The following is a 14,511-nucleotide window of genomic DNA, read 5'->3' as shown; positions in this document are numbered from 1 at the left end:
GCCGTGAGCACCGGACTGTTCGACGACTATGCGGGGGACCCGGCCGCCTTCGACGAGATGGCGGGCCGGGACGGGATCCGTCCGGCCTACAGCTCGATCGTGCGTCAGATGCGCAAGCTCCCCGAGCCCGAGATCCGCGCTCGTGCCGACTACCTGCGTTCGACGTACGTCGACCAGGGCGTGACGTTCGACTTCAAGGGCGAGGAGCACCCGTTCCCCCTCGACATCGTTCCGCGCGTCCTGCAGGCCGACGAGTGGGCCGGCATCGAGGCGGGCGTGCAGCAGCGCGTGAAGGCCCTGGAAGCGTTCCTCGAGGACGTCTACTCCAGCGGCCAGATCTTCTCCGACGGGGTGCTGCCGCGACGCGTCGTGGTGAGCTCGCCCCACTACCACCGCGCCATGTTCGGGGTGAAGCCGCCCAACGGCGTCCGGGTGCAGGTCTCCGGCATCGACCTCATCCGCGACAGCGACGGGGTCTTCCGGGTGCTGGAGGACAACGTCCGCGTCCCCTCCGGCGTCTCCTACGTCATGACGAATCGGCGCGCGATGTTCTCCGCGCTGCCCGAGGTGGCGAACCGGCACCGCATCCGTCCGGTCGAGAACTACCCTGCCAGGTTGCTCGCCGCGTTGCGGGCCGCGGCCCCGGCGGGCGTCGTCGACCCGACAGTCGTCGTCCTCACGCCCGGCGTCTACAACTCGGCCTACTTCGAGCACACGCTGCTGGCCCGCACCATGGGCTGCGAACTCGTGGAGGGGCGCGACCTCGTCTGCCACGGCGGCCACGTGTCCGTGCGCACGACGCGCGGCCTGGCACCCGTGCACGTCATCTACCGCCGGGTGGACGACGAGTTCCTCGACCCGGCGACCTTCCGCTCGGACTCGCTGCTCGGCTGCGCCGGCCTGATCAACGCCGTCCGCGCCGGCAACGTCACGCTGGCCAACGCCGTCGGCAACGGGGTGGCCGACGACAAGCTGATCTACACCTACATGGGCGACATCATCCGCTACTACCTGCACGAAGAGCCGCTGCTGCCGAGCGTCGACTCGTGGCGGCTGGAGGACGACGACCAGCGCGAGGAGGTGCTCGATCGCCTCGACGAGCTGGTGCTCAAGCCGGTGGACGGTTCGGGCGGAAAGGGCATCGTGATCGGCCCGGTCGCCAGCCGCGACCAGCTCGACGCCCTCCGCGTCAAGATCCTGGAGAATCCGCGCGGCTGGATCGCCCAGCCGGTGGTGCAGCTGTCGACCGTTCCGACGATGATCGGCGACGCGGTGGCGCCGCGGCACGTCGACCTACGGCCGTTCGCCGTCAACGCCGGTGGCGGGGACATCTTCGTCCTGCCCGGCGGCCTGACCCGGGTCGCGCTGCCCGAGGGCGAACTCATCGTCAACTCGTCCCAGGGCGGCGGCTCGAAGGACACCTGGGTGCTCGACCGCGACGGCGTCCGAAGCCGGCAGCGGCAGTCCCAGTCGCGGGGACGCCGCCTGCGCCAGCGCGTCTCGCAGTTCACGCCGGCCGGCACGTCCCGCGGCGAGGACGCCGTGCATCGCCAGGCCGAGCAGCAACAGCAGACGAGGACGGGGGCGCCGCCATGCTGAGCCGGATCGCCGAGTCGCTGTACTGGATCGGCAGGTACCTGGAGCGCGCCGAGGACACCTGCCGCTCCGTGGACGTCCACCTGCAGTTGCTGATCGACGACCCGCTCGTCGACCAGGCGTCGGCCGCGCGGTCGCTGCTGACGGTGATGGGGGCGCCGGAGCCCGAGCCGAGCGCCAACATCGAGAGCGAGGTGCTGAGGCTGCTGTGCTTCGACGACGGCTCGCCCTCCTCGATCGTCACCGCGATCGGGGGAGCCCGCGAGGCGGCCCGCCGGGCCCGGGAGACCGTGTCGGCCGAGATGTGGGAGGCGATCAACACCACGTGGAACTCGGCGAGGGGCGGACGCCTGCAGCGCATGCGTCCGTCGAACATGTTCCGCATGGTGAAGGAGCGCTGCGCCGTCATCGCGGGCATCTCCGACAACACGATGAGCCACGACGAGGGCTGGCACTTCCTCGTCCTGGGCCGCAATCTCGAGCGCGCCGACATGACCGCACGGCTGCTGACGACGATCGCCGCGTCCAGCGGGAGCCAGGTCGCCTGGGCGAACGTCCTGCGCGGCTGCGGGGCCTACCACGCGTTCGTCCGCACGTACGGCGGCAACACCAACGACCGGGAGGCGGCGGAGTTCCTGATGCTCGACCGGCTCTTCCCGCGCTCGCTGGTCTACACGCTGGCCGCCGGGGAACGGGCGCTGGCCGAACTCGACCAGGGGGAGCGCCGCACCGGTTTCGAGAGCGAGGCGCAGCGCCAGCTGGGCCGCGCCCGGATGGCGCTGGAGTACCAGCGTCCCAGCGAGGTGCTGGAGGACCTGCCGTCCCGCATGGCGCAGCTGCAGGCGACGCTGAACCAGGCCGGCACCGAGATCTCGCGACGCTACTTCGAGGGCGCCGCGCCGGCGCTGTGGAGGGGGGGAAGCCGGTGAGCCGCCTCATCCGCATCGTCCATACGACCGGGTACCGCTACGAGGAGGGGGCGACCTCGTCGTTCAACGAGGCCCGCATGACGCCGCGCTCGACGCGTGAGCAGCTGGTGCTGAGCTCGACCGTCGCGATCACGCCCACGCCCTGGGTGCACCGCTACGTCGACTACTGGGGCACGCAGGTGGACTCCTTCGAGGTGCACGAGCGGCACACCCGGCTCAACGTGGTCGCCACGAGCACCGTCGAGGTCGAGCGCCACGCGGCCGACCCGCGGCGCCTGAGCTGGGACGAGATGCGCGACAGGGCGCTCCTCGACGCCTCCAGCGAGTGGCTCGAGGTGTCGGCGCGCGTCGACCCCGGTCCCGAGCTGGCTGCCATCGCCGAGGACGCCGCCGCGCGTGCCCCCAGCCCGGCCGACTGCGTCGCGCCGATCCTCGCCGCCATCGCCGACCGGGTGCGCTACGTGAAGGGCTCGACGGACGTCCACGCCGAGGCGCGGACGTCGTGGAACGCTCGCGCCGGCGTCTGCCAGGACATGGTGCACCTCATGCTGGGCGCCCTGCGCAGCGTCGGGATCCCCGCCCGCTACGTCTCCGGCTACGTCATGCCCGGGGACCGCCTCGTGGTGGGGGAGCGCTGCACGGGGGAGTCGCACGCCTGGCTGCAGTACTGGGACGGCGCGTGGATCGGCCTCGACCCCGCGAACGAGGGCGAGGCTCCCGGCGAGTCGCACGTCGAGGTGGGCGTGGGACGCGACTACGGCGACGTCCCGCCGCTGCGCGGCATCTACACCGGCAGCGGGGAGAGCGACATGTACGTCGAGGTGGAGATGACCCTCGTCGGCTGAGCGGACGCCTCAGGCGCTGCGACGCCGCCAATAGCCGACCAGCGCGGGGGTGATCGCGACCGGCCAGAGGAAGAACGGCACGTAGCAGACGAGCAGGACCGCGCGCTGGCCGGAGTCCATGCCGCGATCAGGCGTCCAGCCGGCGCGCTGGCCCAGCCACACAGGGACGAACGCGGCCGCCAGGCCGGCCATGATCGCGTAGAGCGTGACGTTGCCAACGCCGCCGATGACGGTGGGCACGAGCCGGTGGATCACCCGCCCCCCGAGGCCCGGCACCCAGCGGGGCACGACCTCGCCCCAGCGCATGATCAGGCCGAGGCACAGCACGCCCACGGCCACCTCGGTGACGTCCAGCCCGAGGACGTAGGCCGTCAGGCCCGGGTCGCCGCGGAAGGCGTCGGCGTCCGCGAAGCCGACGTCGGCTCCGAGCAGCATCGCCACGCGCCAGATCACCGAGGGCATCGGCAGCAGCAGGCAGGCCCAAGCGGCGGCGCGCGCCCACGGTTGCACGGGGGCGCCGACGGCGCCGGGGTCGCGCCAGGCGTGTCCTGGGGGCACGGCTCGACTCTAGCGGCGGGCTGGGGCGCCCGACGACCCCTGGCGTACCCTGGAGACATGAGCAACCTGCCGATCTCGTCGAAGTACAGGTCGACGCCCCAGGCGCCCGTCGACGACCGTGAGCGCGAGTCGATCGTGGCGCGCGTCAACGCCGCGTTCGAGCAGGGCAAGCTGGACGACTGGACCTACCGTCGCGCGTTGGACGCCGCCTTCGCCGCGCAGACGCTCGGCGAGCTCGCCCCCGTCGTGGAGCAGCTCCCGCCGCAGGCCACCTACGATGTTCCGGCGATCGTCGACCAGGGCACCCGCCCCCCGGGCGAGGTCAGCGAGATCCGCGCCCCGGCGAACAAGACCGTGATGACGGTCGTGGGCGGCGTCGCCGCGGCGATCGTCCTGCTCGTGGTGCTGCTGGTCGTGCTGCTCTGAGCTCCGGCAACTGATTTGGCCCGCTGGGCGCGCTGAAGTAGAGTGGGTCGTCGGTCACGTGTGTCTTGTGGCCGATGTCCTCGTTCACCAGCAGGCAGATTGGGATCAATGGCTAAGAAAGAAGGAGCCCTCGAACTCGAGGGGACCGTCGTCGAGGCTTTGCCGAATGCGATGTTCCGTGTGGAGCTGACCAACGGCCACAAGGTGCTCGCGACCATCAGCGGCAAGATGCGGCAGCACTACATCCGCATCCTTCCCTCCGATCGTGTGGTCGTCGAGCTGTCCCCTTACGATCTGTCGCGCGGGCGCATCGTCTACCGACACAAGTGATCGGATCGATCACATCCACCAATCGTCGGCCCGGGTTCGTCCCGAGACCGGCAACGAGTCAGAAAGCAGCTCGATGAAGGTTCAGCCGAGCGTCAAGCGGATTTGCGAGAAGTGCAAGGTCATCCGGCGGAACGGCCGCGTGATGGTGATCTGCGACAACCCGCGCCACAAGCAGCGCCAGGGCTGAGCGCCCGACGCGCACAGGGGCCGTCCCCGGACGGCCCCGCCCACAACAAGACAACGTGACAGCAGACCCCGATCGGTGCTCAGCGGCTCAGCCCGCGGCGCGCCAGCCGATCGGAACCGACCCCCGGACGAAGGCCGGGGCCCGCGCTTGGCGGCACGGGACGCGTCACGCCAGACACCTTCGCGGTCCACGGGCCGACTGTTCAGAAAGGTAACCGCCGAACATGGCACGACTCCTCGGTGTCGACCTGCCGCGCGAAAAGCGCCTCGAGGTCGCACTCACCTACATCTTCGGGATCGGCAAGACCCGAGCCAAGGAAACCCTGGACGCCACCGGCGTCAGCGGTGACATCCGCGTCAAGGACGTCACCGACGAGCAGCTGGTGCTGCTGCGTGACCACATGGAGAGCAACTACGAGACCGAGGGTGACCTGCGCCGCACCGTGGCCGCGGACATCCGCCGCAAGATCGAGATCGGTTCGTACCAGGGCCGCCGTCACCGTCAGGGCCTCCCGGTCCGCGGTCAGCGGACCCGCACCAACGCGCGCACCCGTAAGGGCCGTAAGAAGGCCGTCGCCGGCAAGAAGAAGGCTCGCTGATAGCGGGCCCCGGGCACTGAACCAGGAGAGTACGAAAACAGATGGCTACTGCAGGCCGTAACACGGCGAAGACCAAGGTCCGCCGCAAGGAGAAGAAGAACGTCACCGCCGGCCAGGCGCACATCAAGAGCACGTTCAACAACACGATCATCTCGATCACCGACCCCAACGGCCAGGTGATCTCGTGGGCGTCCGCCGGCACCGTCGGCTTCAAGGGCTCCCGTAAGTCCACCCCGTTCGCCGCCCAGATGGCCGCCGAGGCCGCTGGACGCCGGGCCATGGAGCACGGCATGAAGCGCGTGGACGTCTTCGTGAAGGGTCCCGGCTCCGGCCGCGAGACCGCCATCCGTTCGCTGGGGGCCGTCGGCCTGGAGATCGGCCCGATCTCCGACGTCACGCCCGTTCCCCACAACGGTTGCCGCCCCCCGAAGCGCCGTCGCGTCTAATCCCGAGCCCCTGAAAGGACGAATGAATCATGGCCCGTTACACCGGTCCTCTTACCAAGAAGTCTCGCCGGCTCGGCACCGACCTCGTCGGTGGCGACAAGGCGTTCGAGCGTCGCGCCTACCCGCCGGGTGTCCATGGCCGCGGCCGCACCAAGGAGTCGGAGTACCTGCTCCAGCTCCGTGAGAAGCAGAAGGCGCGCTACGCCTACGGCGTCCTGGAGAAGCAGTTCCGCCGCTACTATGACGAGGCGAACCGCAAGGCCGGCAAGACCGGCGAGGTTCTGCTGCAGATCCTTGAGTCGCGCCTCGACAACGTCGTGTACCGCGCCGGCTTCGCGCAGACGCGCCGCCAGGCCCGTCAGCTCGTCGTGCACGGTCACTTCCTCGTGAACGGCAAGAAGGTGAACATCCCGTCGTACCGCGTCTCCGCCTACGACATCATCGACGTGAAGCCCGCGTCGCTGAACCTGGACGTGTTCATCATCGCCCGCGAACTGCACCACGAGCGCGAGATCCCGGGCTGGCTGACCGTCCGCCCGAACAAGATGCGCATCCTGGTTCACCAGCTGCCGACCCGCGAGCAGATCACGATCGACGTTCAGGAACAGCTGATCGTCGAGCTCTACTCCAAGTAGCACCCCTGTCCGGCGTGCGGGGCCGTCTCCCGACGGTCCCGGCGCCGGACGCCGCACGTCGCCACCCGCGTCCATCACGGTCGGGGGTGGCACATCCTGGGGGCCGGCAGGGCGCCGGTCCCCGCTGTCACCGTCATATAGCGGGCGGTGGAGAGGAAGAACACAACCCATGCTGATCGCACAGCGCCCCACGTTGACCGAAGAGGTCGTCGACGAGTTCCGCTCCCGGTTCGTCATCGAGCCGCTCGAGCCCGGTTTCGGCTACACCCTGGGCAACTCGCTGCGTCGCACCCTGCTGTCCTCCATCCCGGGGGCGGCCGTGACGAGCATCAAGATCGAGGGCAACCAGCACGAGTTCTCGACGCTGCCCGGCGTCGTCGAGGACGTCACCGAGATCATCCTCAACCTCAAGCAGCTCGTGCTGAGCTCCGAGGAGGACGAGCCGGTGGTCATGTACCTGCGCAAGGCCGGCGCCGGCGCCGTCACGGCGGCCGACATCGCCCCGCCCGCGGGTGTCGAGGTGCACAACCCCGACCTGCACATCGCGACGCTGAACGAGTCCGGTCGCATCGACATGGAGCTCGTCGTCGAGCGCGGCCGCGGCTACGTGTCCGCCGCCCAGAACAAGGGCATGGACTCCGAGATCGGCCGCATCCCGGTCGACTCCATCTACAGCCCCGTGCTGAAGGTGACCTACAAGGTGGAGGCCACCCGCGTCGAGCAGCGCACCGACTTCGACCGTCTGGTCGTCGACGTCGAGACGAAGCCGGCCATCGCGCCGCGCGACGCCGTCGCGTCCGCCGGCAAGACGCTCGTCGAGCTCTTCGGCCTGGCCCGGGAGCTCAACGTCGAGGCCGAGGGCATCGAGATCGGCCCGTCGCCGGTCGACGAGCAGCTCGCCGCCGACCTGGCGCTGCCGGTCGAGGAGCTCAAGCTGACGATGCGCTCGTACAACTGCCTCAAGCGCGAGGGCATCCACACGGTCAGCGAGTTGGTGTCCCGCTCCGAGCAGGACCTGCTCGACATCCGCAACTTCGGCTCGAAGTCCATCGAAGAGGTCAAGCTGCGTCTGCACGAGATGGGGCTCTCCCTGAAGGACAGCGCTCCCGGTTTCGACCCGATCGCGGCGCTGAACAACTACGACGACGCCGGCTTCGGCGACGACGACGCCGAGCAGTACTGATAACCCGGAAAGAGAAGATTCATGCCTAAGCCCACGAAGGGTCCCCGCCTCGGCGGAAGCCCGGCTCATCAGCGGATCATCCTGAACAACCTGGCCAGCCAGCTGTTCGAGCACGGTCGCATCACCACGACGGTGACGAAGGCCCGGCGCGTGCAGCCGCTCGCCGAGCAGCTCATCACCAAGGCCAAGCGGGGCGACCTGCACAACCGTCGCCTCGTCCTGGCCAAGATCGGCGACAAGTCGGTGGTGCACACGCTGTTCACCGAGATCGCGCCGAAGCTGGCCGATCGCGAGGGTGGCTACACCCGCATCACGAAGATCGGCAACCGCCAGGGCGACAACGCCCCGATGGCCGTCATCGAGATCGTGACCGAGACGGTGGAGGAGTCCCGCGCCGCCAAGGCCAAGGGACGCCCCGCCGCCAAGCAGGCCCCGGCCCGGAGCGAGCAGGCCGCCCAGCCGGCCGCGACGGCCGCCCCGGTTGAGACCGCGGACGAGCCCGTGGTCGACGCCGACGCGCCGGTCTCTGACGGACAGGTCGAGGAGGGCGCCGAGGCGCCCGCCGCCGACACCCAGGTCGAGGACGCCGACGCGCAGGTCGAGGACGCCGAGGCCGACAAGGCCTGACGGCTCGCCGTACGCAGACGAAAGGCCCCGGGGAATCCCCCCCGGGGCCTTTCGTGGCTTCCCGCCGGAAACGTGCCTCGCTCAGGCGGCGTGTGCGCAGCCCCACGGCTGCAGGCCGCGCTCCGCGTAGAGCCGGTTGGCCACCGTGATCTGCTCGGCGCGGCTGGCCTGGTGAGGCAGCGCGGCGAAGTCGCCGCCGCCGGCCGAGCGCCAGGTACCCGCGTTGAACTGCAGGCCTCCGTAGTATCCGTTGCCGGTGTTGATGCTCCAGTTCCCACCGGACTCGCACTTGGCGATGCGGTCCCACATGGCCGCGCGCGCCAGGTTGAGACCCCGGGCGGACTTCTTCGGCTGCGACAGCACCGGGGCCTTCTTCTTGGCCGCTGCCGCCTTAGCCGCTGCGGCCCTCTTTGCGGCGGCCGCCTTCTTGGCCGCTGCCGCCCTGGCCGCCGAGGCCTTCTTCGCGGCGGCCGCCTTGTGAGCCGCGGCCGACCGCGCTGCTGCGGCCCTCTTCTTGGCCGCTGCCGCCCTGGCCGCTGCGGCCTTCTTTGCAGCAGCAGCCTTGTGCGCGGCCGCCTTCCGCGCGGCGGCGGCCTTGGCGGCCGCGGCCTTCTGCGCGGCGGTCTTCTTGGCGACCGCGTGCTTGTCGGCCGACTGCGTGAGGCGCACGCGGGCCTGCACCCTCCGCTTCGACGGGGCCACCGTCGCGGACTTCTTGGGGGCGGCCACCTTGGTGGGGGCGGCGCTGGGGGTAAGGCTGACGGTGGCGGCCCAGGGCCGCGCGAACGACTGACGCGCTGGGGGTAAGGCTGACGGTGGCGGCCGGTCGGGGCTTGACGGTGGAGACGTGGCCCGAGACCTGCTGCGGCGTGACCACGGTCGACGGGACCGCGACCGCGGTGGTGTTGGTGGGTTCTGCGTTGAGGTACAGGGCGGCGCCCCCGACGAGAACGGCCGCGCTGGCCACGGCCGCCACGGTCTGTTTGGCGATAGCCACGAGATTCTCCTGAAAGATTCGGTCCGAAAAGCTTCGGTTAACGAATCTATAGAAATTTCTGAGAAATCACAGCCGATCGAGCGAAGTTGCCGCGGATCCGGGCGCCCCAGCCGGGAACGGTCGCAGGGTTTGCTCAGCTTTGTCTCAGGTATTGGGGCTACTCGAGGGCCTCGTCGATCATCTCGTCCTCGGTCAGTTCGCCCTCCGCGCGGGCCTCCTTCCAGACCTCCCGCGCGGCGCCGACGTTCACCGCCGCGATGACGAGCCCGACGACGATGTCGAACCAGGCGGTGCGCACCCACAGCGTCGCCAGCCCGGTCGCGATCATCAGCAGGTTGGCCAGCGCGTCGTTGCGTGCGGCCAGCCAGGCGGCTTTGACGAGGCTGCCGCTGCCGCCGCGCAGGCTCAGCAGCAGGGCGGCGCAGGCGAGGTTGACCACGAGCGCGCCGACGGCCGTGACCGTCAGGGTGGACGGCTCCGGCGGCACGGGGTTGAGCATCTTCGCCACGGCCGTCCAGAGCGCGGCCACGCCGGGCACCAAGATGATGATCGCCAGGAGGGAGCCGACCGTCCGCCGCCGGGACGCCGGCCACAGCACCGCGAAGAAGATCAGCAGGTTGATCGCGGTGTCCTCGAGGAAGTCCACGCTGTCGGCGAACAAGGAGACCGAGCCGATCGAGACGGCCACCGCGAACTCCACCCCGAAGTACGCGAGGTTGAGCAGGGCGACGATGAGAAGCATGTGGCGGATTCTGGTCACGGAAGCCACCCTAGACGCGGCCGACGTCGGGCCCGGCGCGCCCACACAGGCGAATGCCCCGCCGGTGACCCGACGGGGCATTCGAGGCGTGCGGCTTTCGCCGCGGGCGAGGATCAGTAGTTGATGTTCGCCCCGCGCGCCTGGTTGAAGCGATCGGTGACGCCCTGCCAGCTCACGACGTTCCACCAGGCCTTGACGTAGTCGGCCTTCACGTTCTGGTAGTCGAGGTAGTAGGCGTGCTCCCACATGTCGAGCTGCAGCACGGGCAGCTGGCCGACCGGGAGGTTGCCCTGCTGGTCGTAGAGCTGCGCCAGGTTGAGGCGCTTGCCCAGGGTGTCCCAGACCAGCATGGACCAGCCGGAGCCCTGGATCGCGGTCGCGTTGTCGGCGAACTGCTGCTTGAAGGCGTCGAACGAGCCGAAGAACTCGCTGATCGCCGCCGCGAGCTCACCCTCGGGCTCGCCGCCGCCGTCAGGCGACATCGTCTTCCAGAAGACGGAGTGGTTGATGTGGCCACCCAGGTTGAACGCCAGATCCTTCGACAGCTTGCCGACGGTGGCGTTGTCGCCCTTCTCGCGGGCCTCGGCCAGCTTCTCAAGCGCGGTGTTCGCGCCCTTGACGTAGGTGTCGTGGTGCTTGTCGTGGTGCAGCTCCATGATCTTCGCGGAGATATGGGGCTCAAGAGCGCCGTAGTCGTAGTCAAGGTCAGGCAACGTGTAGATCGCCATGTTCTCTCTCCTCTTCGCTCGGTTGTTACGTGCGTCAACAATCCTTCCAGGCTCTTTATTCCTCGGGAGCGCCAGGGCCCTCACGCTTCGGTAACACCTTGTCCGCTCGCACGAAGGCCGCCCGGCGGGCCGCTCTGCGCAGCACGTGCAGCAGCCCCGGCGCCAGCAGGACGATCAGCACGACCGAGGTGAGGCCGCGTCCCAGGTTCCAGCCCATCGACGTGGCGACGTTGTACAGGACGAACGTGTGCAGGTTCGCGAGCGCTCCGGCGTCCGGGTCGAAGGAGAACTGCGTGGACGTGCCGAGCGCGAAGGGCCAGAAGGCGAAGTCCATCGCCCAGCCGTAGGCGAAACCGGTCACCAGGCCGTAGGCGGCGAGCATGGTGACCTCGGCGCGGCCGCGCAGGCGTGCGGGGAGCAGCCCCGCGCCGAGCCCCACGAACCCCGCGGCGAGCATCTGGTAGGGCAGCCACGGCCCGACGCCGCCGGTCAGCAGAGCTGACGTGAACATGGTGACCGCGCCCTGCACGAAGCCGAAGCCCGGACCGAAGACGCGCCCGCCCAGGATCAGCAGGAAGAAGATCGGCTCCATGCCCGCCGTGCCGGTGCTGAGCGGGCGCAGGACGGCCCCGACGGCCGACAGCACGCCCAGCATCGCCAGCCCCTTCACGTCCAGGCCGTTGCCCGAGAGCTCAGCCACGACCACCGCGAGCAGCAGCGGCAGCACCAACGCGAAGACGAGCGGCGCCTGCACCGGCGACAGCGGGCCCGTCGGCGAGACGAGCAGTGGCCAGCCGAACGCGACGAGCCCGGCCAGCCCGGTGACGGCCAGCATGACGCCCGACCGGACGCCGAGGCGCCTGCCGGGGGGTCGGGTGCGTTCCGGAGACGGGGTGGAGGGGCGACCGGGCGCCATCGGCCGGGTGGGCGCGCTCATCGCAGCCCCTCGGCGACCTCGGCCACGGTCAGCACCGGCGTCGGCGCGAAGACCTTGGTGACCTGCGGGGCGAACACCGGCGACGATGTCGCGATCTCGCGGGTGGGCCCGTCAGCGATGACGTCCCCGTCGGCCATCACGACGAGGCGGTCGGCCACGGACGCGGCGAACTCGACGTCGTGGGTGCTGACCACGATCGTGCGGCCCTCGGCGGCCAAGGTTCGCAGGATCCCGCGCAGCCGCGCCTTCATCGCGTAGTCGAGGCCACGGGTGGGCTCGTCCAGCAGGACGACGCTGGGGCTCGCGGTGAGCTGGATCGCCAACACCAGCGAGAGGCGCTGGCCCTCGGACAGGTCGCGCGGGTCGGCGTCCGGCGGCAGCGCGGAGCGCAGTCGGGCGAGCATCCCGGCGGCGGTGCCGGGCTCGGCGCCGGTCTCGGCGTCCGCCTGCTCGAGCTCGCGCGCGACCGTCGGCAGGTAGAGCAGGTCGGCCGCGGTCTGGGGCACGAGGCTGACGGCGCGGCGGGCGTCCGCGGGGGGAAGCGCGCGGGGATCGACGGTCCCGTCGGCCAGCACGTCGCCCGCGCTCGGGACGCCGCCCTGGACGGCCCACAGCAGCGACGACTTGCCCGCCCCGTTGCGCCCCATCAGACCGGTGACGGTGCCGGCGGCGAAGTCGAGGGTGACGCCGTTGACGGCGCGCGTCCGGCCGTAGCTGACCGACAGGTCGCCCAGGTGCAACCCGACGGGCTCGGCCGGCACGGGCGGGTCGTGCGGCGCGGCCGGGGTGAGTTCGAGGCGCTGGACGTGGCGGCGGGCGTCCCGGACGGAGCGGTGCACGCGCGGCCACCCGAGCGCCCGGGCGAGGTCGGCCAGGGGCGGCGTCACGTCGCAGCGCAGCAGGATCTCCCCGGGATCGCCGACCTCGACGGTCCCGCCGGGCGTGACCCAGGCAATGGTGTCCGCGGCGTGGATGACGCGCTCGAGCCGGTGCTCGGCGAGCACGACCGTGAGGCCGACCTCGTGGACGAGCGTGGTGATCGCGCCCAGGACGTCCTGGGCGGCGGTCGGGTCGAGCGCGGACGTCGGCTCGTCGAGGATCAGCACGCGCGGCTGGGCGGCGAGGACGGCGGCGATCGCCACCCGCTGCTGCTGCCCGCCCGACAGGTCGAGCAGGGGACGGTGCCGCAGCTGCGCGATGCCCAGGAGGTCGAGGGTCTCCTCGACGCGCTTGCGCATCGCGGCGGGCGCGAGGCCGAGTTGCTCCATGCCGTAGGCGATCTCGTCGGAGACGTTGTCGGTGACGAAGCCGGTCACCGGGTTCTGGCCGACGTAGCCGACGGCGTCGGCCAGGTCGCGCGGCCGGCTGGCGCGCGTGGTGCGGCCCGCGACGGTGACGGTGCCGGCGAGGGTGCCGCCGGTGAAGTGGGGGACCAGTCCGTTCAGCGTCCCGAGCAGCGTCGACTTGCCGGTGCCGGTGCGGCCGACGACGACGCACAGGTCGCCCTCCTCGATGGCGAAGGAGACGTGGCTCAGGGCGGGGGCGGCCGCGTCCGGGTAGGTGACGGTGACGTCGTCGAGGACGATGGCGGGGGCGATCACGCGGGCACCCCCTCGGCGACGGGCTGCGGCGCGGGCGCCAGCATCAGCGGGGCGAGGCACGCGGCCAGCGCGGCGAGGAAGCCGGGGTGCAGTGCCGGCCAGCTCAGCGGGTCGGTGCTGGGGTGGACGGCCGCGAAGTTGAGCTGGGTGACGACGATGACGACGGCGGCGGCCGCGAATCCGGACGCGACGATCCCGGTGTCGCGCGCGGTCCAGGGGTCGGGGCGGTAGCGGGTGACGCCCTGACGGCGGCCGGCCGCGCGCAGGCCCAGGCCGACCGCGACCGCGCCGACGGCCAGGCACGCGACGGCCGTGGCGACGACGTCGGCGCTGTTGAGCAGCAGGAAGGCGCCCAGGACGAGCAGCATCATCCCGCCGACCAGGGCGGCCGTCAGGCTACGCGGCGGCGGGCCGTCCCGCTTGGTGCGGCCGAAGCCGCGGGCCTCCATGCCGGCGGCGAGCGCGAGGGAGCGGTCGACGGCGTCCGCGATGACGGGGATGACGACGGCGACGACGGCCGTCCAGCCGGTCCGCGCGCCACCGCGCAGCCGCCGCGCCCGCCGGATGCGCTGGGTGCTCTCGATGAGCTGCGGGGCGACGCTCAGCGCGATGACCACCGCCACGGAGGCGTCGTACAGCGCCGCGGGGACGGACCGCAGCGCGCGCCGCGGGTTCGCGAGCGCGTTCGCCGCGCCGAGGCATACCAGCATGACGACGAGCCGCAGCGCGTCGTAGAGGGAGTAGGCGAGCGCCTCGGCGGTCACCGCCCCGCCCAGCCGGATGCCGGCCGCCCAGGCGGGCAGGTGCAGCTCCGGCAGCCGGAAGAGGACTGTCTGCCCGATGCCCGCGCCCATGATCACCTGGAAGAAGAGCCGGATCGCGAGGATGAACCCGGCCAGCGCGAAGTACACGCCGAGGCTGCGAGCCCACGGGGCGTCCGTGCGGCGCAGCAGCACCACCGCAACGACGCCCAAGGTGAGCAGAGCCAGCAGCAGCGGGTTCGTCGTCAGGGACGCCGCGGTGGCGACGCCGATCGCCCACCCCCACCACGCCCAGGGATGGGCGCCGCGGGCACGTCCGCGGCGCGCGCTCAGGACGCCCTCCGGCGCCGCACCAGCGCCACGGCGA

At 70.9% G+C, this 14,511-nt stretch carries 18 protein-coding genes; 11 read left to right on the top strand and 7 right to left on the bottom strand.

The genetic code is table 11. The features are described from left to right. Window positions 1-3 precede the first annotated feature (3 nt). From BN1187_RS01190 to BN1187_RS01180, 3 genes are read left to right on the top strand one after another with little or no spacing between them, the layout of a single operon-like run. Window positions 4-1,599, top strand: a complete 1,596-nt coding sequence (locus BN1187_RS01190; RefSeq protein ID WP_235750535.1) for a circularly permuted type 2 ATP-grasp protein — start codon at window positions 4-6, stop codon at window positions 1,597-1,599. Then, window positions 1,593-2,525, top strand: coding sequence for an alpha-E domain-containing protein (locus BN1187_RS01185; RefSeq protein WP_040157802.1), 933 nt, complete (start codon window positions 1,593-1,595; stop codon window positions 2,523-2,525). The genes BN1187_RS01190 and BN1187_RS01185 overlap by 7 nt, the downstream gene beginning before the upstream one ends. Further along, window positions 2,522-3,370, top strand: a complete 849-nt coding sequence (locus BN1187_RS01180; protein ID WP_040158084.1) for a transglutaminase family protein — start codon at window positions 2,522-2,524, stop codon at window positions 3,368-3,370. The genes BN1187_RS01185 and BN1187_RS01180 overlap by 4 nt, the downstream gene beginning before the upstream one ends. Window positions 3,371-3,379: 9 nt before the next feature. Here the strand turns inward: BN1187_RS01180 and BN1187_RS01175 are convergent, their stop codons facing one another. After that, entirely contained in the window at window positions 3,380-3,928 is a 549-nt protein-coding gene (locus BN1187_RS01175; protein ID WP_052462138.1) for a hypothetical protein, read from the bottom strand. Window positions 3,929-3,985: 57 nt separating this feature from the next. Here BN1187_RS01175 and BN1187_RS01170 point away from each other — a divergent pair, with 57 nt between their 5' ends. The 8 genes from BN1187_RS01170 to rplQ all read left to right on the top strand — a co-directional run bounded on the left by BN1187_RS01170 (window position 3,986) and on the right by rplQ (window position 8,360). Continuing rightward, entirely contained in the window at window positions 3,986-4,354 is a 369-nt protein-coding gene (locus BN1187_RS01170) for a DUF1707 SHOCT-like domain-containing protein (RefSeq protein ID WP_052462137.1), read from the top strand. A 108-nt stretch (window positions 4,355-4,462) separates the two neighbouring features. Further along, complete coding sequence (gene infA / locus BN1187_RS01165; RefSeq protein ID WP_040157801.1) at window positions 4,463-4,684, top strand: translation initiation factor IF-1; 222 nt, start codon at window positions 4,463-4,465, stop codon at window positions 4,682-4,684. 73 nt (window positions 4,685-4,757) lie between these two features. After that, complete coding sequence (rpmJ, locus tag BN1187_RS01160; protein ID WP_040157800.1) at window positions 4,758-4,871, top strand: 50S ribosomal protein L36; 114 nt, start codon at window positions 4,758-4,760, stop codon at window positions 4,869-4,871. Window positions 4,872-5,094: 223 nt separating this feature from the next. Beyond that, window positions 5,095-5,469 (top strand): 30S ribosomal protein S13, encoded by a 375-nt coding sequence (gene rpsM, locus BN1187_RS01155; RefSeq protein ID WP_040157799.1) that lies wholly within the window; start codon window positions 5,095-5,097, stop codon window positions 5,467-5,469. 41 nt (window positions 5,470-5,510) lie between these two features. Then, window positions 5,511-5,915 carry a 30S ribosomal protein S11 gene (rpsK, locus tag BN1187_RS01150; RefSeq protein WP_040157798.1) on the top strand — a complete coding sequence of 135 codons (405 nt, stop codon included), beginning with the start codon at window positions 5,511-5,513 and terminating at the stop codon, window positions 5,913-5,915. A 29-nt stretch (window positions 5,916-5,944) separates the two neighbouring features. Then, window positions 5,945-6,550 (top strand): 30S ribosomal protein S4, encoded by a 606-nt coding sequence (rpsD, locus tag BN1187_RS01145; protein WP_040157796.1) that lies wholly within the window; start codon window positions 5,945-5,947, stop codon window positions 6,548-6,550. A gap of 169 nt (window positions 6,551-6,719) precedes the next feature. Next, entirely contained in the window at window positions 6,720-7,733 is a 1,014-nt protein-coding gene (locus BN1187_RS01140) for a DNA-directed RNA polymerase subunit alpha (RefSeq protein WP_040157793.1), read from the top strand. A 21-nt stretch (window positions 7,734-7,754) separates the two neighbouring features. Beyond that, window positions 7,755-8,360, top strand: a complete 606-nt coding sequence (rplQ, locus tag BN1187_RS01135; RefSeq protein WP_040157791.1) for a 50S ribosomal protein L17 — start codon at window positions 7,755-7,757, stop codon at window positions 8,358-8,360. A gap of 81 nt (window positions 8,361-8,441) precedes the next feature. On the opposite strand, the gene BN1187_RS15075 is transcribed toward rplQ, so the two are convergent. The 6 genes from BN1187_RS15075 to BN1187_RS01095 form a co-directional block, all read right to left on the bottom strand. After that, a complete protein-coding gene (locus BN1187_RS15075) occupies window positions 8,442-9,062 on the bottom strand; it encodes a transglycosylase family protein (RefSeq protein ID WP_315969059.1) in 621 nt (206 codons plus the stop codon). Window positions 9,063-9,514: 452 nt separating this feature from the next. Continuing rightward, window positions 9,515-10,099 (bottom strand): cation efflux transmembrane domain-containing protein, encoded by a 585-nt coding sequence (locus tag BN1187_RS01115; protein WP_052462134.1) that lies wholly within the window; start codon window positions 10,097-10,099, stop codon window positions 9,515-9,517. A 131-nt stretch (window positions 10,100-10,230) separates the two neighbouring features. Beyond that, window positions 10,231-10,845 carry a superoxide dismutase gene (locus BN1187_RS01110; protein WP_040157786.1) on the bottom strand — a complete coding sequence of 205 codons (615 nt, stop codon included), beginning with the start codon at window positions 10,843-10,845 and terminating at the stop codon, window positions 10,231-10,233. Window positions 10,846-10,900: 55 nt separating this feature from the next. Continuing rightward, window positions 10,901-11,761, bottom strand: a complete 861-nt coding sequence (locus BN1187_RS01105) for an ECF transporter S component (RefSeq protein WP_082034434.1) — start codon at window positions 11,759-11,761, stop codon at window positions 10,901-10,903. Window positions 11,762-11,778: 17 nt separating this feature from the next. After that, window positions 11,779-13,380 carry an ABC transporter ATP-binding protein gene (locus BN1187_RS01100; protein ID WP_040158068.1) on the bottom strand — a complete coding sequence of 534 codons (1,602 nt, stop codon included), beginning with the start codon at window positions 13,378-13,380 and terminating at the stop codon, window positions 11,779-11,781. After that, on the bottom strand, window positions 13,380-14,477 hold the full coding sequence (locus BN1187_RS01095) for a CbiQ family ECF transporter T component (RefSeq protein WP_390620197.1): 1,098 nt from the start codon (window positions 14,475-14,477) through the stop codon (window positions 13,380-13,382). The genes BN1187_RS01100 and BN1187_RS01095 overlap by 1 nt, the downstream gene beginning before the upstream one ends. Between the last annotated feature and the right edge of the window lie 34 nt (window positions 14,478-14,511).

This window comes from Nigerium massiliense (assembly GCF_000826085.1).
GTDB lineage: Bacteria > Actinomycetota > Actinomycetes > Propionibacteriales > Propionibacteriaceae > Propioniciclava > Propioniciclava massiliense.
The sequence above is the reverse complement of the archived record's forward strand: the minus strand, read 5'-3'. Positions and strand labels throughout refer to the sequence as shown.